This is a genomic window from Homoserinimonas sp. (genome assembly GCF_056262345.1).
In genome coordinates, this window is sequence record NZ_JBACFR010000115.1 from 1 (window position 1) to 18,820 (window position 18,820).

Sequence of the window (18,820 nt, forward strand, 5' to 3'; positions counted from 1 at the left end):
GCTCGCCTCGGCAACGGCCACAAGGCACCCTTGCGATTCCCGAATCGCGGCGAGCACCTCACGGTCGCGCACTGGCCGCTCGATTGAGGTGCCTTCGGCCAGGGTCGGCGACCAATCGGCCTGCCGCACGGCGTGCTCGCCCGCAGCGAATGCGCGCACGAGCGGGCTGCAGTTCTCGGGCTGCACGACGAGCAAGCGCGGCATCCGCTCGATCGTGCCGGCGCGCAGCAACTGCCCGAAGCCGATGGAGCAACCGAGCACAAGGCTCCCGGCTCCCGCAGGCAGAATCACCGCATCCGGCGCCTCGTAGCCCAGGTCTTCCCAGATCTCGTAGGCAAGCAGCGAAACGCCCTGCACAAAGAACGGATGCCAGTTGTGGCTGGCATAAAAAATGTCACCGGAGCGGCGAACTGCTTCGTCAGCGGTGGCCTGGCGCGAGCCCGCGACAAGGTCGACGGTTGCCCCGTGCGCCCGGCTCTGGACGAGCTTGGCCGGCGAGGTCGACTCGGGGGCGAGGATCGTGGCTCGGATGCCCGCGGCGGCAGCATAGGCGGCCACGGATGCGCCGCCGTTTCCGCTGCTGTCTTCCAGAATGTGCTCAATCCCTTGGGCGGCGAGCATGGCCATCATCACGGATGTTCCGCGGTCTTTAAAGCTGCCCGTCGGGTTGAACCACTCCGGTTTGGCCAACAGGGGAGTGCCGCCCAGTGTCGTCTCCAGCAGGGGAGTGCATCCCTCTCCCAACGAGACGGGAGCAAGGTCGAGCGGCAAAGCTGCGGCATAACGCCATTGCGAGCGGATGCTGTAGTCGATGCCGTCTGGCCCGATGCCGTCGAGCGGTCCCACGAGCAGGGGTGATCCGTCGTCTCCGCGCCATCGAGGCTCGTCGATGGGGTAGCGGTGTCCGTCGCGCCCGACGAGGTATGACGACATCTGTGCTCCCGGCGTTATCTACAGGGCTCCTGGCGTTCAGATACAGGACGGTCTAGATTACACGCGAGCATCCCGCAGCGGACTCAGGTACCTTATACGGATGACTTGCGTGCGGTTGCGCGAGCGGAAACCTGAATACTGGAGGCCCGTCGGTGGACATTGACCTGAGCGTTTTGCGGCTCATGGAGCGCGAGCGCGAGATACCGTTCGAGGAGCTCGTCCAGATCATCGAGCAGGCCATCCTCACGGCCTATCTCAAGCACACGGCCGAGCAGGCCGGCGACGGCGAGGTGCCAACGGCCCGCGTCGAACTCGATCGCAAGACGGGGCACGTCACGGTTTATGTGCCCGAGCACGATGACGAGGGCAACATCATTGGCGAGGCTGTCGACAGCCCGAGCGACTTTGGCCGAATTGCCGCTTTTGCGGCGAAGCAGGTGATTAACCAGCGTCTGCGCGACCTGGCCGACGACGCCGTTCTCGGCGAGTTCAAGGGCCGCGAGGGCGACATCATTGCCGGCGTCATCCAGCAGGGCCCCAACCCCCGCATGATCCACGTTGACCTCGGCTCGATCGAGGCCATCTTGCCTCCCGAGGAGCAGGTGCCCGGCGAGGACTACTCGCACGGAACCCGCATCCGCGTCTACGTGACGAGTGTGAGCAAGGGGCTCAAGGGCCCCCAGATCACGGTGTCGCGCACGCATCCTTCGCTCGTTCGCAAGCTTTTTGCGCTTGAGGTTCCCGAAATCGCAAGCGGCGTTGTCGAGATCGTGTCGCTGGCCCGCGAAGCCGGCCACCGCACCAAGATCGCCGTCAAGGCCAACGAGCCCGGCATCAACGCCAAGGGCGCGTGCATCGGCGAGCTCGGTCAGCGTGTTCGTGCGGTGACCTCCGAACTCAATAACGAGAAGATCGACATCGTCGACTACTCAGAAGACCTGGCCACGTTTGTCGCTAACGCGCTCTCGCCGGCCAAGGTGAGCTCGTCCTTCGTGATCGACCAGTCGACGAAGGCGGTTCGCGCCCTCGTCCCCGATTACCAGCTGTCGCTCGCGATCGGCAAGGAGGGCCAGAACGCCCGCCTCGCCGCCAAGCTCACGGGCGCGCGCATCGACATCCAGCCGGACAGCATCCTCGAGGACTAACCGGATGTTGCTGCGCGCGCAGCACGACAGGACGCGCCAGCGTTCGGTCGGCTGGACTAAGTAAGCAGCATCCAGCCGGACAGCATCCTCGAGGACTAGAACAGTGATTGTGGGGCCCGGCGTGTCGCCTCGCGCGACACGCCCGGGCGCCGAGTCACAGCGAGCAGGGGTAGTATGGAACCCGTAAGAACGTGCCTCGGATGCCGAAAGCGCGATTCGCAGTCCTCCATGGTGAGGCTCGTTGAGCGTGACGGTCGAGCAGTTGCGGATGCCTCTGGCACCGCACCGGGTCGAGGCGCCTGGGTGCACCCCACAGTTGAGTGCGTCGACAGTTCCCTCAAACGCAGAGCCTTCGGGCGGGCGCTGAGGGCTGACGGCCCCCTCGATGTATCGGGGGTGCGTGAGGGTGTTCTTGCACTTCACCAGTCGGAGTCTCCCCATGAGGCTCCCTAACGAAACGGCTGATCGAACAGTGACAAACAATGCGTAGCAACTAATGAGCGGCTCGAAATGAGACCCGTCCAAAAGTAATGGCCTGCTCCCTCTCGGGCGGGCCCGAGACAGGAGAATTGTGGCTAAACCACGCGTGCACGAGATCGCAGCAGAACTCGGCATTGAAAGTAAGCAGGCTCTCGAGAAGTTGAAGGAACTTGGCGAATTCGTCAAGGGACCCTCCTCGAGCATCGAGCCCCCCGTAGCGCGCAAGTTGCGTGCTGCCCTCGCCGCGGATGGCGTCACCGCCCCCGCCAAAGAAGAGAAGGCTCCGGAGGCGGCTAAGCCAGCTCCCAAGCCAGCACCAGAAGCCAAGACTGAGGCGCCGGCACCCGCACCCGCAGCGCCTGCTGCCCCGGCCGCCCCTGCTCCCGCAGCATCGGCTCCCGCAGCGCCCGCTGCCCCCCAGGCAGAATCCCCGGCCGCTCCCGCCCCGCGCGGATCGGCCACTCCGGATGCCGCAACGCCCGGCAGCGCACCGACTCCCGGTGCCGCTCGCCCCGGCAATAACCCCTACGCCAGCACGCAGGGCATGCAGCGCCCCGGTGCTCCTCGCCCCGGTGCCCCGCGCCCCGGCAACAACCCTTATGCCAGCACCCAGGGCATGAACACCCGCCCAGCGGGTCCGACGCCGGGCAACATCCCGCGTCCTGCCGCTCCGCGTCCCGGCGCTCCGCGCCCGGGTGGTCCCCGTCCCGGTGGCCCGCGTCCGGCCGGTGCCGGTGGCTTCCGGCCCGGTGCCCCGCGTCCGGCTGGTGGCGGTGGGTTCCGTCCCGGCGGCGCCCCTGCTGGTGCTCCCGGTTCGAACTTCGGCCCCAACCGCCCCGCAGGCGGCGGCGGTCGCGGTCGTGGCCCCGGCGGTGGAACCGCTGGTGCATTCGGTCGTGGCGGCGGCAAGAGCAAGGCGCGCAAGTCGAAGCGTACGAAGCGGGCAGAGTTTGAGCTGCGCGAGGCTCCGTCGCTGGGTGGCGTTAGCGTTCCCCGCGGCGACGGCAACACGGTAGTTCGTCTGCGTCGCGGTGCGTCCATCACGGACTTCGCCGACAAGATTGATGCGAGCCCCGGAAACCTCGTTACGGTTCTGTTCCACCTCGGTGAGATGGCGACCGCAACGGAGTCACTCGACGAGGCAACCTTCGAGGTGCTCGGCGAGGAGCTCGGCTACAAGATTCAGATCGTCTCGCCCGAGGATGAGGATCGCGAGCTGCTTGAGGGCTTCTCGATCGACCTCGACCAGGAGCTTGAGGATGAGAGCGACGAAGACCTCGAGATTCGTCCTCCGGTCGTGACCGTCATGGGTCACGTCGACCACGGTAAGACCAAGCTACTCGACGCGATCCGCAACACCAGCGTTGGCGCCGGTGAAGCCGGTGGCATCACGCAGCACATCGGTGCTTACCAGGTCATGGCGGAGCACGAAGGTATCGAGCGCAAGATCACCTTTATTGACACCCCTGGTCACGAGGCGTTCACCGCCATGCGTGCCCGTGGTGCGCAGGTCACCGACATCGCGATCCTCGTGGTCGCGGCTGATGACGGAATCATGCCGCAGACGGTTGAGGCGTTGAACCACGCCCAGGCCGCCGGTGTGCCGATCGTCGTCGCGGTCAACAAGGTGGACAAGGAGGGGGCTAACCCCGCCAAGGTGCGTCAGCAGCTCACCGAGTTCGGTCTCGTTGCAGAAGAGTACGGCGGAGACACGATGTTCATCGACGTCTCTGCGCTCAAGCGCGACGGCATCAAGGAGCTCCTCGACGCCGTTCTGCTCACGGCGGATGCCGGGCTTGACCTTCGGGCCAACCCCAACAAGGATGCCCGCGGTGTTGCCATTGAGGCCAAGCTCGACAAGGGTCGCGGTGCTGTTGCTACCGTGCTCATCCAGTCGGGAACCCTGCACGTTGGTGACCCCATCGTTGCCGGAACCGCCTACGGCCGTGTTCGTGCCATGTTCGACGAGAACGGCGAAACCGTCGCCGCGGCAACGCCCGCGCGCCCGGTTGCCGTTCTTGGTCTGACGTCGGTGCCTCGCGCCGGTGACACGTTCCTTGTCACGGACGACGACCGCACCGCCCGCCAGATCGCTGAGAAGCGCGAAGCCGTTGAGCGTAACGCCGCTCTGGCCCGCGGTCGCAAGCGCATCAGCCTTGAGGACTTCACGAAGGCCCTTGAGGATGGCAAGGTCGAGTCGCTCAACCTCATCATCAAGGGGGACGTTTCGGGTGCCGTTGAGGCCCTCGAAGAGTCGCTCATGGACATTGAGGTCGACGATTCGGTGCAGCTGCGCATCATCCACCGTGGTGTTGGTGCCGTCACCGAGAGCGACGTCAACCTCGCCACGATCGACAACGCCATCATCATCGGCTTCAACGTGCGCCCCGACCCCAAGGCCCGCGAGCGTGCGGCCCGCGAGGGTGTCGACGTGCGGTTCTACTCCGTCATCTACAGCGCGCTGGAAGATGTCGAGAACTCGCTCAAGGGCATGCTCAAGCCGGAGTTCGAAGAGGTTCAGTCTGGTGTTGCCGAGATCCGCGAGATCTTCCGTTCTTCCAAGTTCGGAAACATCGCCGGTGTCATCGTGCGGTCGGGAACGATCACGCGAAACGCCAAGGCTCGCGTCATTCGCGATGGTGTCGTTGTCGGAGACAGCCTCGCCATCGAGTCGCTGCGCCGCTTCAAGGACGACGTCACTGAGGTTCGCACGGACTTCGAGGCCGGTATTGGCCTCGGCAAGTTCAACGACATCCAGATCGGCGACGAGATCGAGACGATCGAAATGAAGGAGAAGCCCCGCGTTTAGCAGCGGCTCTCCGGCGGATGATGTCCCCTCGCTAATGCGGGGGGCATCATCCGCCTTTACAGCTTTACTCCCGAAAGGAGTGCACCATGGTTGATCCGACCAGGGCGGCCCGCATGGCCGACCACATCAAGCAGATCGTTGCTCGGCGTCTCGAGCGGGGTCTGCGTGACCCGCGACTGGGTTTCGTCACGATCACCGACGTTCGCGTCACGGGCGACCTGCAGCACGCCAGCATCTTCTACACCGTCTACGGCACCGACGAGGAGCGCACCGACTCGGCTGCGGCCCTCAAGTCGGCTACGGGCATGTTCCGCACCGAGGTGGGCAAGAACCTCACTTCGCGATTGACTCCCACGATCGAGTTCATTGCAGACGCTGTGCCAGAGAACGCAAAGCACATCGAAGACCTGCTCGCGGAGGCCCGCCTTCGCGACAGCGAGGTTGAGCAGCAGAAGCAGACGGCACAGTATGCGGGCGATGAAGACCCGTATGTGAAGCCTCGCGTTATCGGTGACGATGACGACGACGCTGACGACGACGATGACACCGACACCGTCCCCGACGAGGATGCCGTCGCCGACAAGGCGTAACGATTACGGCAGTTCGTAGCCGCCAGATACGGCGACGACGAGGCCGTCTTTGAGGAGGCCGCTCAGCGCGCGATCGCGCTGGGCGGCATCCGTTCCCACTCCGTCGATCTCGACACGGGTGACGGGGATGTCGCTCGCGCGCAGTTCTGCCATGATCAGCCCGCGCATCTGCCGGTCGCTTCCCTCGAATTTCTTCTGCACGGCGGCACGCGGCCCCTCATAGTCGGGGTAGCCGGCAGCGCGCCAGGCACAGGTCGTAGCGAGAGGGCAGACATCGCACCGCGGCGCCCGCGCGGTGCAGACGATGGCGCCGAGTTCCATAACGCCCGCGTTCGTCAGCTGCGCTGCCGCCGCGTCCTCGGGGAGCAGGGCTTCCATGGCAGCAAGATCGCGGCGCGTCGACGGCGGCGCGGCCTCGCCCTGGCCTGCGACGGCCCTAGCGATGACGCGGCGAACGTTGGTGTCGACGACAGGGTGCCTCAGGCCGTAGGCGAATGCGGCAACGGCCCTGGCCGTATAGTCGCCGATACCAGGCAAGCCGAGCAGAACGGTGACGTCCGAAGGGACGACACCTCCATGCTTCTCCACGATTTCTGTGGCAGCGGCGTGCAACGCCAGAGCCCTGCGTGGGTAACCCAGTCTCTCCCACGCCCGAACCGCTTCACCGGGCGGCTCAGCGGCGAGGGCCGCGGGGGTCGGCCACCGCGTTAGCCAGGTCTCGAGTCGGGGAATCACGCGGGCGACGGGGGTCTGCTGCAGCATGATCTCGCTGACGAGGGTTCCCCACGCGGTAAAGCCGGGCTCCCGCCACGGCAGTGTGCGCCCATGCTGCTCAAACCAAGCGTTCACGGTCGAAGATAGGGTCACCGATCAAGCCTAGAGCGAACCACCAGTCACGCGGCTTACAGTGAGGCCATGGAACGGTGGGCACCTCAGAAGAACGACGTCCTCGGAGCGCTTGCCGACGAGATCCTCCACAATTACGCCGGCGGTCGAGGGGTCATTGGGGTGGACGGCCGACACAACTCCGGCACAGCCGAGTTCGCCGACGACCTAGCGGCGATGTTCCTGGTTCAGGGCCGGATCGTGGAGCGCACATCGCTCGACGGATACACCTCGATTGCCGCCGGAGTCCTCACGGTCGACGGCGAGGGATTCCGGCGAGAGGTCGTCACCCCATTTAGGGCGCAGCCGGGCGATGCCATGCTCATCGTCGACGGCACTGGTGCCCATCTGCCGGCAGTCCGGGGCAGCTGGAACTTCTCCATCTGGCTCGACAGCGACCCGGATGCTGAGGCTGAAAACCACGACGCCGCCGGTTCGAGCGCCGAGCCAGGGGCTGAAACAGATGCCCGCACGGCGGAGGCGGCGTACGTGTACGCCGAGGATCCCAGCCGCCTCGCCACGGCCATCTACAACAACCGCGACCCCAAACATCCGCGCCGAGTTTTCGCCGATTCCTGTTGACTAGGCTTGGCCAGTGATCGAAATCCTGACCCCAGCAGAAGTGGCCCGCGCCCGCGATACCGGCGCCCTGGTGGCCCACATCCTTCAGACCTTGAAAGAGCGTTGCGTCGTCGGCACCAATCTGCTGGAGATCGATCAGTGGGCAAAGTCCATGATTCTGTCGGCGGGAGCAGAGTCGTGTTACGTCGACTACGCGCCCTCGTTCGGCCGTGGACCCTTCGGCCACTACATCTGCACGGCGGTCAACGATGCTGTGCTCCACGGCATGCCGCATGACTACTCTCTTGCGGATGGCGACCTTCTCACGCTCGATCTCGCCGTATCGCTCAAGGGGATTGCTGCTGATGCGGCGATCAGCTTTATCGTGGGCGAAGCGCGACCGGCGGAGAGCGTTGCCCTCATTAGCGCGACAGAAGAGGCGCTGGCCGCGGGAATCGCAGCGGCAGCACCCGGCGCGCGCATCGGCGACATCGCGTATGCGATCGGATCAGTCCTCACCGAGGCGGGTTACCCCATCAACATGGATTTTGGCGGGCACGGCATCGGCACCACGATGCATCAGGATCCGCATGTTCCGAACTCGGGCCGCCCGGGCCGCGGCTACCAGCTCCGCCCTGGGCTGCTGCTCGCCCTCGAGCCATGGGTCATGGTCGACACCGACGTTCTCGTGACGGATGCCGACGGCTGGACTCTGCGAAGCGCCACCGGCTGCCGCACGGCGCACACGGAACACACGATCGCGATTACAGAAGACGGCGCCGAGATCCTTACGCTTTCGCGCGGCTGATCACCGTCTCGGCTGGCAGGAATCTGCCGGTTCTCTCGACCTCGTGCACCAGCTCCGTGAGCAGCGCGTTGACGGGGGCCTTTACGCCTGTGCCAGCTGACTGAGCAACAACCGCTCCCGTGAGGTAGTCGATCTCGGTGGGCTGTCCGCGCCGGATGCTCTGGAGCGTCGAGCCGGGGTTCGGCACATCGCCGAGATAGGCCCGGAGTCGTAGCGCCACTATCTCGCCGGCCCACAGCGGCCCCCAGGCCACAAGCAGCAGGGTGCTGTGCGAGAGGCCGTTGACGGTTCCGAAGTGGATGCCCTTGGCGCGGCCGACGCGAACGGCCTCGCGCATCCCGCGCACCATCACGCGTCGAAGCGCTGTGTCACTGATGACCTCTTGAACGCTGAGCCCCGTGATCGCGGGGATCGCGTTGACCTGATTGATCACGAGCTTGGTCCATCGGGCGCCGACGAAGTTGTCGACGACGCTCACGGGCAGAGCAGGGGCAAGAACCTCGGCAGCGGCGCGCGCGGGGGAGTCGTCGCCCTCGGTTGCCATGCCGAGCCAGGTGCCGGCAGGGGCGGTGACTGTCACGACGCCGGGGGAGACCCAGGACGCGGCGAAGAGGGCGAGGGCGCCCACGACGGCGTGCCCCGGCATGAGCTCGGTGACCTCCTCGATGCCGCCCAGACCGTTCTGAACGACGACGAGCGGTACGCCCTGCAGCGCGTCGAGGTTGGCGGTCACCGCGGCGGCCCCGTCCATCGCCTTGGTCGTGAGGATGGCGAGCTCCGGGGCGGCGTCGAGAGTGTGCGTTGCGGTCACGCGCGCCGTGTGCTCGCCCCACGCACCCGTTAGTTGGATGCCGTGCTCGCGAATTGCGGCCAGGGTTTCACCGCGCGCCGTGACGTGGACGTCGTGCCCCGCGCGGTCGAGCAGAGCAGCGATCGTGCCGCCGATGGCGCCTGCGCCGAGAACTGCGATCCGCATGCTCGAAGCTTATGGGGTTTCGGCGAAGCGCCGGGCGAAGGGCAGCTCCCGTGGCGGTAGCGTGGTCTCCTGTGACGAACGACCCAGCAACCCCCGTGCCCCCTCGCAGCGGCATTGTGCTCATCGACAAGCCTCAGGGCATCACGAGCCATGACGTCGTGTCGAGAACTCGGCGTATGGCACAGACCCGCAAGGTCGGGCACGCTGGCACGCTCGACCCCATGGCGACCGGCCTTCTTGTGTTGGGGGTGAATAGCTCCACCCGGCTGTTGACCTACCTCGTGGGGCTCGACAAGGTCTACCTGGCGACGATCCGTCTCGGGGCCGCGTCGTCCACCGACGACGCGGAGGGTCAGCTCGGGGAGCGCAGTGACACCTCCAGCGTTACCGCGGCCCGCATCGCCGAGGGCATTGCCCTGCTCACGGGCGAGATCGAGCAGGTTCCCAGCACCGTGAGCGCCATCAAGGTCGGCGGCAAGCGGGCCTACGCACTCGCGAGGGCGGGAGAAGAGGTCGAGCTCGCGTCTCGGCGCGTGACAATTTCGGAGTTCACCATGGTCTCCGAACCCCGCACCGTCGATGGATTTGTCGACGTGGATGTTCGCGTCGCCTGCTCATCGGGAACCTACATTCGTGCCCTGGCCCGCGATCTTGGTGTTTTTCTCGGCGTCGGAGGGCACCTCACTGCGCTGCGGCGCACGAGCGTCGGGCCATTCGATATTGCGGATGCGCTGGTGCTGACGGGCGACCGCGAAGCAGACGCCGCGATCGACTTCGACTCCCACCTTCTCCATCCCGCCGAGGTCGCTGGGCAGCTCTTTGCTACTGTGCGGGTCGACTCCGATCGAGTGCGAGATCTCGAGAACGGCAAGCGGGTTCCGCTCGACGGCGTTGAGGCATCCGACGACCCGATCGCGGTGGTTGCACCCGACGGTCGGCTCGTGGGTCTCGTGCGTTACAACGGCACGGCAGCTCGCGTGCTGGTCAACTTTCCCACGGGCGCCTGACAGGATTGATGCATGGTTGAGTGGTTCACGGTTGTTCAGGTTGCGGTTGCGGTTATAGCGGGGCTGTTCTGCATCGCCCTCGGGCTCGGGGGCAAGCTTCCGAACGACTGGACTATCGGCGCCACCGCGGCGGTCTTCGCTCTGCTGCTCGGCCAGGTCGTTGTGAGTCTCATCGCCCCTCTCGTCGGCAACGTTGCAACGGGCAGCGTGCTCGAGTTCTGGACCTATCTGATCTCAGCGGTGTTGCTGCCACCGCTTGCCGTGTTTTGGGCACTGATCGAGCGCAACCGCTGGAGCAATGTCATCCTCGGCGTGGTGTGCCTCTCGGTTGCCGTCATGGTGTGGCGAATGAACGAGATCTGGTTCGTTCAGATCGGCTGACGTGATCGCCTAATCTTGACAGTGATGGCTCACAATTCTTCTTCTCGCGCGGTCGGCATCGGCCGCGTCCTTATCGCGGTGTACGCGATTCTCGCGATCGCCGCCACTGCGCGCTCGGCCGTGCAAATCATCGAGCGATTCGATGAGGCCCCGCTGGCGTATTCGTTGTCCGCCGCCGCCGCGGTTGTCTACATCGTCGCAACGGTTGCCCTGCTCGGCAAGGGCAGAGGCTGGTACATCGTTGCTCTCGTCGCCATCTGCTTCGAACTCGTAGGCGTGCTCACGATCGGCGTATTGAGCCTCGTGGTTCCCGAACTGTTTGCCCACGCCTCCGTGTGGTCATACTTCGGCTCCGGGTACATCTTTATCCCCCTCCTTTTGCCCATTCTTGGCCTGGTGTGGCTCTTTGCTCGTCGGCCCTCTGCCGACGAGGCCTCTTCGTCTGAATCCGTCGCCGCTGTGGAGATGCCATGACCATGAAGCTCTATGACTCCCTCGACGAGGTTCCGGCCGACTTCGGGCCGAGCGCTGTAACGATTGGCAAGTTCGACGGCGTTCATTCTGGACACCGAGCGGTTATCGCGGAGCTGCGTGCCATGGCGGAGGCCGACGGTCTTGTGCCCACCGTTGTGACCTTTGATCGGCATCCGCTTGCCTTGATCAACCCGGGGCTTGCCCCTGAGCGCCTCATCAGCAATGCGCAGAAGGCCGAGCGTCTCGAGGCCGCCGGGGTGCAGGCAACGCTCTCTCTGCCCTTTGACGAGGCATTTGCCGCGCAGTCGCCTGATGAGTTCGTGGAGCGCGTGCTCGTCAACGCCCTCAAGGCTCGGATCGTCTTTGTAGGCAGCGATTTTCGCTATGGTCACCGCGGGGAAGGCAATGTTGCGGGTCTCATCGAAGAGGGTCGCAGGTTCGGCTTCGAGGTGCGGCTCGTTGACGATGTTCGCACCCGAGAGGGTCGCAGGGCATCGTCGACCTGGATTCGCGAGGCTCTTGCCCAGGGTCGCGTCGAAGAGGCGGCCGAGGTGCTCGGCACGCCGGCGACCGTGCGGTCAATCGTGGTCCCCGGCGAGAAGCGGGGCCGCGAGCTTGGGTTTCCCACGGCGAACCTGCGGCCGAACCCCGAAGGGCTGATCCCCGCCGATGGCGTGTACGCCGGCTGGCTCACGGTGGACGGCGTCACCTATCCGGCCGCGATCTCCATCGGCAACAACCCGACCTTCGAGGGCGTTCCTGCCCGCCAGGTCGAGGCGTATGTGCTCGATGAGGACATCGACCTTTATGGAAGAACCGTCGAGCTGGCGTTCGTCAGATATCTGCGCGGCATGGAGAAGTACGACTCGATCGAGGCTCTCATCGCAGCGCTTCGCAAAGACGTCGACGACACCCGTGCGGCGTTGGGCATGCCCCCGCAACCGTGACGATGCAGCGGTGACGACACAGCCATGACGACCAAGCCATGATGACCGGCGCCGGTCAGCGCGACCAGCCGGCCCCGCTGCCCCTGTGGGCGGGGAGGTCCGCTGCCCTTCTGGGCATCCTGCTCGTCGCCTTCAATGTGCGCACCGCGGTCTCGTCGATTTCTCCTATCGCCGACGACATCGTGATCGATGTTCCCATCACGAGCGTGGAGTTCGGGTTCATCGGCGCGCTGCCCCCGATAGCGTTTGCGTTCTCGGCATTGTTCGGCGCGGCGATCGCCCGGCGAGTCGGTGTCGAACGGCTCATGGGTGTTGCCATCCTGGCCATGATCGTGGGGCATCTCGGTAGGGCTTCCTTCACGAGTCTGGGCATGCTCATCGCCGGCACCATGATTGCGCTCGCGGGCGCTGGCATCGCAAATGTGCTGTTACCACCGCTGGTCAAGCGCTATTTTCCCGACCGCATTGGTCTCGTGACGGGCATCTACGTGAGCGTCGTCTCCGTGAGCGCTGCTGTTCCATCGTCGCTTGCTGTGCCTGTCGCCGAGGCCGGTGGGTGGAGGCTTTCGCTCGGGGTGTGGGCGGTCGTTGCCGCCGTCTGCTTGTTGCCGTGGGCCGTCATTCTGGTTCGTCAACACCGCGAGCGGGCGAGAGCCCTGCGAGGAGGCGGTGGCGTGGAGGCTCCTGCCGCACGCCTGAAGGGTTCGCTTCTGAAGTCGCGGGTGGCGTGGGCGATTGCGCTCACCTTCTCGCTGTCCTCCGGCCACGTCTATGCCGCGTTCGCGTGGCTGCCGCAGTTGCTCGTCGACACGGCGGGAGTCACTCCTGCCGAGGCCGGTGTTCTTCTCGCCGTGTACGCGATCATGGGCGTCCCCGCGGCACTCGTGGTTCCTGCGCTGGCTCAGCGCATGCGCAACGTGGGCATTCTGGTTTATGCGGGCATCCTGAGCTTCGTGCTCGGCTATCTCGGCCTGCTCGTTGCACCCGCCGCAGCGCCCTGGCTGTGGGCGGTGCTCACAGGGCTCGGCGCCCTCCTATTCCCCGTCGCCCTCACGCTGATCAACACGAGAACCCGCACACATGAGGGGTCAGTGGCGCTCAGCGGCTTTGTGCAGGGTGTCGGCTATGGCGTCGCCGCGCTCGGTCCGCTGCTGTTCGCGCTATTCCATGACGTGAGTGGGGGATGGGTGCTGCCGCTGTTCTATCTGATCGTCACGGCGGTCGCCACGGTGTTTGCCGGATGGCACTTGCGCACGCCGGTGTTTCTCGAGGATGAGCTGGCGCGCCACGAACGCTGAGCTGTCTGCCTCCTAGGCGGTGTGGATGAGGGCAGCGGCTCCGATGAGGGGGCCGTCACCCGAGAGGCCGGTCGGCACCACCCGCACAGCGGTCACGAAGTCCCACCCAGCTCGTTGGTCGATCGCAGCGCGTATGTGGCCGAAGAGGTCGGGCGTTACTTGGGAGAATCCGCCACCAATCGTCACCAGGTCGAGGTCGGTGAGGGCTGTGGCCGAGGCGATGGCGTGACCGAGCGCTGTGCCGCAGCGCGTGACCGCGGCAGTGGCCACGGGGTCTCCCGTCGCATAGGAGGCTGCGAGCTCCTCGCCCGTGGATCCGTGCCATCCGTTGGCCCGCGCCCAGGCAACAGTGCTCGGGCCGGATGCGATCGCCTCGAGACACCCGGTTCCTCCACACAGGCAGGGATCATCGAAGCCACCGACCTCGATGTGGCCGATATGCCCGGCGTTACCGCTCTGCCCCACGAGGGGGCGACCATCGAGGATGAGCCCGCCCCCGACCCCCGTCGAGACGATCATGCCCATCACGTTATCGACGCCAACGGCAGCTCCCACCCAGTGCTCCGCGATCGTGATGCAGAGACCGTCAAGTTGCAGGCGAACCGGCACATCGCGAACCAACTGGTGCAGGTGCTCCCGCAGGGGATACCTGCGCCAGGCCGGAACGTTGAGCGGGCTGACGAGCCCCTCGGATGTCTCGATCGGGCCGGCGCAACCGATTCCCGCTCCGATGATGTGCTCGCCCGGAGGCACGCTCGCCAGGGTAGAAGTGGTCACGCGGTCGACGGCCGCAGCGAGCTGGTCAGAGGTGGCGTGTCGGCCCGTTGGTGCGCGAAACCTGCTCGCTGCAACAACTCTTCCGTGGGAGTCAACGAGGGCGGAGTCAACTTTGGTTCCGCCGAAATCGAGGGCGAGCGCGAGCGTCATGGCGCTCAGCGTAGTCCCGCGCACGGTCGCACCCTCGGGTCTTTTGCTCATATGAGCAGATGCATCCACAGATGTTGAGGACCGCTGCCGGGCCGCCTACTCTGGAAGAGGCGTCAGACGGCGCCTCAGCGGAGGGTGGTGTGGCATGTCAGACGAACTCCTCATGGTGCGCGCCGCGGAGCTCTACTACGAAGACGGCAAGACCCAGGACGAAATCGGTGCGCTGTTGCACACGAGCCGGTGGAAGGTAGGCCGGCTTCTCTCCCGCGCCCGCGAACGCGGAATCGTTCGCATCGAAATAGTCCACCCCCGCGCGCGGCGGCTTGCCCTTGAGCACGCACTGCGCGAGCGATTCGGCCTTGCCGATGCAGTCGTCGTGCCCGTCGGCGACGACCACGACGCCCAAGCCGCTGTTGCCAGGGCGGCGGCAGACTTTCTTGCGGCACTCAGGCCCGTACCGCGAGTGCTCGGAATCAGCTGGGGACGCACGCTGAGCGACGTCGCCGAGCAGCTCGAAGACGGGTGGGCTCGCGGCGTGCGGGTCGTCCAGGTCAACGGAGGCGTGCCGCTGAGCCGCACACAGGGAAGCGCAGCAACGACCGCTCTGACAATCGCGCAGAAAGCGGGCGGCCAGGCGACGATCCTGCCGAGCCCCGCCATTCTCGAACATGCTGCCACGAAGGCGGCCATCGAATCGGACCGGGCCGTCGCCGGCATTCTCGAGCTCGCGGCATCCGCATCTGCCTACCTCTTTAGCGCTGGCGTCGCCGACGCGACGAGTGTGCTCGTCGAGAGCGGCTACCTCACTGCCCAGGATGTTGCCGGCCTGGTAGAGAAGGGTGCGGTCGGCGACGTTGTCGGCCGGTTCATCGGCGCAGACGGCGAGATTGTGGACGCCGACCTTGACGCCCGGACCGTCGGCATCGGTCTGGAAGGGCTGCGCGCCGCGGAGACATCGGTGCTGGTCATCGCGGGGGAGTCGAAACACGCCATCGCCCGCGCCGTTGTAACAGGTGGGCTCTGCTCCGTAATCGTCACCGACGAGGCGACGGCTCGCTCGCTTATCGAGGCCGTCCCTGCCGGCCAGGTTCCTGCCCTTCAGCTTTCGCACGACACCGAGCACGCGCCATCACACGCGCCCAGTTCTTCACACCGGCCAGCGCCTGCGCGGGTCGCAACGCAAGGAGCACACTCATGACCATCGACCTTCCCGTGTCAGCACAGACCGTGCTCGCGCCGGCCGAGCGTGCGATTCGGCTCATCGGGGCCGATCTCACCGAGACCAGCCTGAAACGCCACCTCGACGGCATCCCGGGGGTAGACGCTGTGGGCCTCGAAGCCCGCGCGGCGAGCCTCGGTGGACGTTCGATCAAAACAACCTCGAAGGCCTGGGCGATCGACAAGATCATCTCGCTCATCGACCTCACCACGCTTGAGGGCGCCGACACCCCCGGCAAGGTGCACTCACTCGTGTCTAAGGCGATCACCCCCGACCCCAGCGATCCCACGGCACCCCGCGTTGCGGCCGTATGCGTATACGGCGACATGGTTTCGGATGCTGTCGCCGCCTTGGGTGCGCACCATGGCGACCCCGATCGCGGTGGCATTAACGTGGCGGCTGTCGCAACGGCATTCCCCAGCGGGCGATCCTCACTCGACGTCAAAATCGCCGACACATCAGAGGCTGTCGCGGCGGGTGCCGACGAGATCGACATGGTCATCGACCGCGGCGCGTTTTTGAGCGGTCGCTACGGTGTCGTGTTCGATCAGATCGTTGCGGTCAAGGAAGCCTGCCGCAGGGCGGACGGCGGCTACGCACACCTCAAGGTCATCCTGGAGACGGGAGAGCTGAACACCTACGACAACGTTCGCAAGGCATCCTGGCTCTCCATTCTTGCCGGCGCCGACTTCATCAAGACCAGCACGGGCAAAGTGCAGCCGGCGGCGACCCTGCCCGTCACCGTCAGCATGCTTGAGGTTGTGCGCGACTGGCACCGCCTCACGGGAGAAAAGGTGGGCGTCAAGCCCGCGGGCGGCATCAGCACGTCGAAGGATGCGATCAAGTACATCGTGGCGGTTGCCGAGGTCGTCGGCGAGGACTGGCTGCAGCCGCACCTTTTCCGTTTCGGCGCATCGAGCTTGCTGAACGATGTGCTCCTGCAGCGCCAAAAGATCACCACCGGCCACTACTCGGGCCCCGACTACGTCACCGTCGCCTAAGGAGCACTCAATGTCTTTTCTCGAATATGCCCCGGCCCCCGAGTCGCGAGCGATCCTGAACCTGCGGCCCAGCTATGGGCTCTTTATCGACGGCGACTTCGTCGACGGCAGCGGGGCGGGCTTTCAGACCATCTCACCGGCGACCGAGGAGCACATCGCCGACATCGCCACGGCCTCCGCTGCGGATGTCGACCGTGCTGTCGCCGCCGCCCGTCGCGCCTATGACACGACCTGGTCGCGCATGAGCGGCTCAGACCGCGGCAAGTACCTGTTCCGCATCGCACGTCTGGTGCAGGAGCGCGCGAGAGAGTTGGCCGTCGCCGAGAGCCTCGACAACGGCAAACCGATCAAGGAGAGCCGCGATGTCGACGTTCCTCTCGTTGCCGCCTGGTTCTTTTACTACGCGGGATGGGCCGACAAGCTCGATCATGCGGGGCTCGGCCCCAACCCTCGGTCGCTCGGCGTTGCCGCTCAGGTAATCCCGTGGAACTTTCCGCTACTCATGCTCGCGTGGAAGATCGCTCCCGCGCTTGCCGCTGGCAACACGGTCGTCATTAAGCCCGCCGAGACTACGCCGCTCACGGCGCTGATCTTTGCCGAGATCCTCCAGCAGGCAGATCTGCCCGCCGGTGTGGTCAACATCATCACGGGTGCTGGTGACACGGGAGCCGCCCTCGTCAACCACCCCGATGTCAACAAGGTTGCGTTCACTGGGTCGACCTCGGTCGGTCGCGCGATCGCGAAGTCGACGGCGGGCACGGGCAAGAAGCTCACGCTCGAGCTGGGCGGCAAGGCCGCGAACATCGTGTTCGACGACGCCCCCATCGACCAGGCCATTGAGGGCATTGTCAACGGCATCTTCTTCAACCAGGGGCATGTGTGCTGCGCAGGTAGCCGCCTTCTTGTTCAGGAGAACATCCACGATGAGGTCATCGACCGTCTCAAGTCGCGCCTGTCAACCCTGCGCGTCGGCGACCCGCTCGACAAGAACACCGATGTCGGTGCCATCAACTCGCGCGAGCAGCTCGACCGCATCCGCGAACTGAGCGCGATCGGCGAGCAGGAGGGTGCCGAGCGCTGGTCTCCTGCGTGCGAGCTGCCTGAGAAGGGCTTCTGGTTTGCGCCGACGATCTTCACGAACGTGTCGCAGAGCCACCGCATCGCACGAGACGAGATCTTCGGACCCGTGCTGTCGGTTCTCACCTTCCGCACTCCCGCCGAGGCGATCGCCAAGGCCAACAACACGCCATACGGTCTCTCGGCCGGCATCTGGAGCGATAAGGGCAGCCGCATCCTTGCGGTCGCAGACAAGCTTCGTGCCGGTGTCGTCTGGGCCAATACCTTCAACCAGTTCGATCCATCCAGCCCCTTCGGTGGCTACAAGGAGTCGGGCTACGGGCGTGAGGGGGGCCGCCATGGTCTTGCCGCCTACCTCGAATCTTCGGGATGGAATGCCCCCGCAGCGCTGAGCGCGCAGCCCACTGCTAAGTCGACCCGCAAGTCCACAGGAAAGGCCGCCCGATGAGCCACCTCACGATTCCCAAGACCTACAAGCTCTTCATCGGCGGCAAGTTTCCCCGCAGCGAATCGGGTCGCGTGTACGACATCGAGACCGCTAAGGGCGTCTTTGTTGCCAATGCCGCTCAGGCGTCGCGCAAGGATGCGAGGGATGCCGTTGTGGCGGCCCGCGCCGCGTTCTCCGGTTGGTCCGGTGCCACGGGATACAACCGCGGCCAGGTGCTCTACCGGGTAGCGGAGCTGCTTGAGGGTCGTCGTGCGCAGTTCGTTGACGAGATTCAGCAGACCGAGGGCGCTACCGCCGCGGCGGCGAACCAGCAGGTCGATGCGGCAGTGGATGCCTGGGTTTGGTACGCAGGCTGGGCAGACAAGTACGTTCAGGTGGCGGGCAATGGCAATCCCGTCAGCGGGCCGTACTTCAACATCTCCACGCCAGAGGCGACAGGCGTTGTGGCGATTGTCGCTCCCCAGAAGTCGTCGCTGCTCGGCCTCGTGAGCGTGCTTGCTCCTGCGCTCGTGGCGGGCAACACGGTTGTGGTGATCGCCAGCGAGCAGGCTCCGCTCAGCGCAATTAGCCTCGCCGAGGTGCTCGCCACGAGCGATGTTCCTGCTGGCGTCGTCAACATCCTCACCGGCTCTGTTGGCGAGATCGCTCCCTGGCTCGCAAGTCACGCCGATGTCAATGCGCTTGATCTAGCGGGTGCGGGAGACATCGACTGGGTCGAGTTGCAGATCGCCGCCGCCGACACTCTCAAGCGGGTTTTGCCACCCATTGACGGTGTCGCAGGTCCGGCCGTCGAGCGCGTGACGTTCTTTACGGAAACCAAGACCGTCTGGCACACGAAGTCGCTCATCTAGGCG

At 65.4% G+C, this 18,820-nt stretch carries 19 protein-coding genes; 15 read left to right on the top strand and 4 right to left on the bottom strand.

What is annotated here, in order from left to right:
- Positions 1-933 (bottom strand): pyridoxal-phosphate dependent enzyme (locus AC062T_RS05840; RefSeq protein WP_476028259.1); only part of this gene is annotated, 933 nt, incomplete at its 3' end.
- A 152-nt stretch (positions 934-1,085) separates the two neighbouring features.
- Here AC062T_RS05840 and nusA point away from each other — a divergent pair.
- The 4 genes from nusA (at position 1,086) to rbfA (ending at position 5,957) form a co-directional block, all read left to right on the top strand.
- Positions 1,086-2,078: a transcription termination factor NusA gene (gene nusA, locus AC062T_RS05845; RefSeq protein WP_108515796.1), complete on the top strand. Its 993-nt coding sequence runs from the start codon at positions 1,086-1,088 to the stop codon at positions 2,076-2,078.
- Positions 2,079-2,252: 174 nt separating this feature from the next.
- Complete coding sequence (locus tag AC062T_RS05850; protein WP_476028261.1) at positions 2,253-2,531, top strand: YlxR family protein; 279 nt, start codon at positions 2,253-2,255, stop codon at positions 2,529-2,531.
- Between the two features lie 118 nt (positions 2,532-2,649).
- On the top strand, positions 2,650-5,367 hold the full coding sequence (infB, locus tag AC062T_RS05855; RefSeq protein ID WP_476028263.1) for a translation initiation factor IF-2: 2,718 nt from the start codon (positions 2,650-2,652) through the stop codon (positions 5,365-5,367).
- A gap of 86 nt (positions 5,368-5,453) precedes the next feature.
- Positions 5,454-5,957, top strand: coding sequence for a 30S ribosome-binding factor RbfA (gene rbfA, locus AC062T_RS05860; RefSeq protein WP_476028265.1), 504 nt, complete (start codon positions 5,454-5,456; stop codon positions 5,955-5,957).
- A 3-nt stretch (positions 5,958-5,960) separates the two neighbouring features.
- Here rbfA and AC062T_RS05865 read toward each other — a convergent pair whose 3' ends face one another.
- Complete coding sequence (locus AC062T_RS05865) at positions 5,961-6,824, bottom strand: HhH-GPD family protein (RefSeq protein ID WP_476028267.1); 864 nt, start codon at positions 6,822-6,824, stop codon at positions 5,961-5,963.
- A gap of 48 nt (positions 6,825-6,872) precedes the next feature.
- On the opposite strand from AC062T_RS05865, the gene AC062T_RS05870 reads away from it, so the two are divergent.
- A complete protein-coding gene (locus AC062T_RS05870) occupies positions 6,873-7,424 on the top strand; it encodes a nucleoside/nucleotide kinase family protein (protein WP_476028269.1) in 552 nt (183 codons plus the stop codon).
- Positions 7,425-7,437: 13 nt separating this feature from the next.
- A complete protein-coding gene (gene map, locus AC062T_RS05875; protein ID WP_476028271.1) occupies positions 7,438-8,211 on the top strand; it encodes a type I methionyl aminopeptidase in 774 nt (257 codons plus the stop codon).
- Here the strand turns inward: map and AC062T_RS05880 are convergent.
- The gene (locus AC062T_RS05880) at positions 8,192-9,187 is read right to left on the bottom strand and encodes a ketopantoate reductase family protein (protein ID WP_476028273.1); all 996 of its coding nucleotides are present in this window, start codon (positions 9,185-9,187) and stop codon (positions 8,192-8,194) included. The two genes, map and AC062T_RS05880, sit on opposite strands and share 20 nt — an antisense overlap.
- A gap of 71 nt (positions 9,188-9,258) precedes the next feature.
- Between AC062T_RS05880 and truB the strand changes: the two genes are divergently transcribed.
- From truB to AC062T_RS05905, 5 genes are read left to right on the top strand one after another with little or no spacing between them, the layout of a single operon-like run.
- Positions 9,259-10,194 (top strand): tRNA pseudouridine(55) synthase TruB, encoded by a 936-nt coding sequence (gene truB / locus AC062T_RS05885; protein WP_476028275.1) that lies wholly within the window; start codon positions 9,259-9,261, stop codon positions 10,192-10,194.
- Between the two features lie 12 nt (positions 10,195-10,206).
- Positions 10,207-10,575, top strand: coding sequence for a hypothetical protein (locus AC062T_RS05890; RefSeq protein WP_476028278.1), 369 nt, complete (start codon positions 10,207-10,209; stop codon positions 10,573-10,575).
- A 24-nt stretch (positions 10,576-10,599) separates the two neighbouring features.
- Entirely contained in the window at positions 10,600-11,049 is a 450-nt protein-coding gene (locus tag AC062T_RS05895) for a hypothetical protein (RefSeq protein ID WP_476028280.1), read from the top strand.
- Between the two features lie 2 nt (positions 11,050-11,051).
- Entirely contained in the window at positions 11,052-11,996 is a 945-nt protein-coding gene (locus AC062T_RS05900; protein ID WP_476028316.1) for a bifunctional riboflavin kinase/FAD synthetase, read from the top strand.
- Between the two features lie 41 nt (positions 11,997-12,037).
- On the top strand, positions 12,038-13,294 hold the full coding sequence (locus AC062T_RS05905) for an MFS transporter (protein ID WP_476028282.1): 1,257 nt from the start codon (positions 12,038-12,040) through the stop codon (positions 13,292-13,294).
- A gap of 12 nt (positions 13,295-13,306) precedes the next feature.
- On the opposite strand, the gene AC062T_RS05910 is transcribed toward AC062T_RS05905, so the two are convergent.
- Positions 13,307-14,221: an ROK family protein gene (locus tag AC062T_RS05910; protein WP_476028284.1), complete on the bottom strand. Its 915-nt coding sequence runs from the start codon at positions 14,219-14,221 to the stop codon at positions 13,307-13,309.
- Positions 14,222-14,366: 145 nt separating this feature from the next.
- Here AC062T_RS05910 and AC062T_RS05915 point away from each other — a divergent pair, with 145 nt between their 5' ends.
- The 4 genes from AC062T_RS05915 to AC062T_RS05930 are packed head-to-tail and all read left to right on the top strand — an operon-like array spanning position 14,367 to position 18,817.
- The gene (locus AC062T_RS05915; protein WP_476028286.1) at positions 14,367-15,419 is read left to right on the top strand and encodes a sugar-binding transcriptional regulator; all 1,053 of its coding nucleotides are present in this window, start codon (positions 14,367-14,369) and stop codon (positions 15,417-15,419) included.
- On the top strand, positions 15,416-16,441 hold the full coding sequence (gene deoC, locus AC062T_RS05920) for a deoxyribose-phosphate aldolase (RefSeq protein WP_476028288.1): 1,026 nt from the start codon (positions 15,416-15,418) through the stop codon (positions 16,439-16,441). Before AC062T_RS05915 ends, deoC begins: the two co-directional genes overlap by 4 nt.
- 10 nt (positions 16,442-16,451) lie before the next feature.
- A complete protein-coding gene (locus tag AC062T_RS05925) occupies positions 16,452-17,966 on the top strand; it encodes an aldehyde dehydrogenase family protein (protein WP_108998470.1) in 1,515 nt (504 codons plus the stop codon).
- On the top strand, positions 17,963-18,817 hold the full coding sequence (locus tag AC062T_RS05930; RefSeq protein WP_476028290.1) for an aldehyde dehydrogenase family protein: 855 nt from the start codon (positions 17,963-17,965) through the stop codon (positions 18,815-18,817). The genes AC062T_RS05925 and AC062T_RS05930 overlap by 4 nt, the downstream gene beginning before the upstream one ends.
- Positions 18,818-18,820 lie beyond the last annotated feature (3 nt).

Excerpts from the sequence above, each read along its gene's own strand:
- AC062T_RS05850 (WP_476028261.1), top strand. The coding sequence starts at position 2,253 with ATGGAACCCGTAAGAACGTGCCTCGGATGCCGAAAGCGCGATTCGCAG.
- AC062T_RS05870 (WP_476028269.1), top strand. The coding sequence starts at position 6,873 with ATGGAACGGTGGGCACCTCAGAAGAACGACGTCCTCGGAGCGCTTGCC.
- AC062T_RS05890 (WP_476028278.1), top strand. The coding sequence starts at position 10,207 with ATGGTTGAGTGGTTCACGGTTGTTCAGGTTGCGGTTGCGGTTATAGCG.
- AC062T_RS05930 (WP_476028290.1), top strand. The coding sequence starts at position 17,963 with ATGAGCCACCTCACGATTCCCAAGACCTACAAGCTCTTCATCGGCGGC.
- AC062T_RS05905 (WP_476028282.1), top strand. The coding sequence starts at position 12,038 with ATGACCGGCGCCGGTCAGCGCGACCAGCCGGCCCCGCTGCCCCTGTGG.
- rbfA (WP_476028265.1), top strand. The coding sequence starts at position 5,454 with ATGGTTGATCCGACCAGGGCGGCCCGCATGGCCGACCACATCAAGCAG.
- AC062T_RS05895 (WP_476028280.1), top strand. The coding sequence starts at position 10,600 with ATGGCTCACAATTCTTCTTCTCGCGCGGTCGGCATCGGCCGCGTCCTT.
- deoC (WP_476028288.1), top strand. The coding sequence starts at position 15,416 with ATGACCATCGACCTTCCCGTGTCAGCACAGACCGTGCTCGCGCCGGCC.
- AC062T_RS05900 (WP_476028316.1), top strand. The coding sequence starts at position 11,052 with ATGAAGCTCTATGACTCCCTCGACGAGGTTCCGGCCGACTTCGGGCCG.
- AC062T_RS05925 (WP_108998470.1), top strand. The coding sequence starts at position 16,452 with ATGTCTTTTCTCGAATATGCCCCGGCCCCCGAGTCGCGAGCGATCCTG.
- AC062T_RS05880 (WP_476028273.1), bottom strand. The coding sequence starts at position 9,187 with ATGCGGATCGCAGTTCTCGGCGCAGGCGCCATCGGCGGCACGATCGCT.
- AC062T_RS05915 (WP_476028286.1), top strand. The coding sequence starts at position 14,367 with ATGTCAGACGAACTCCTCATGGTGCGCGCCGCGGAGCTCTACTACGAA.
- AC062T_RS05910 (WP_476028284.1), bottom strand. The coding sequence starts at position 14,221 with ATGACGCTCGCGCTCGCCCTCGATTTCGGCGGAACCAAAGTTGACTCC.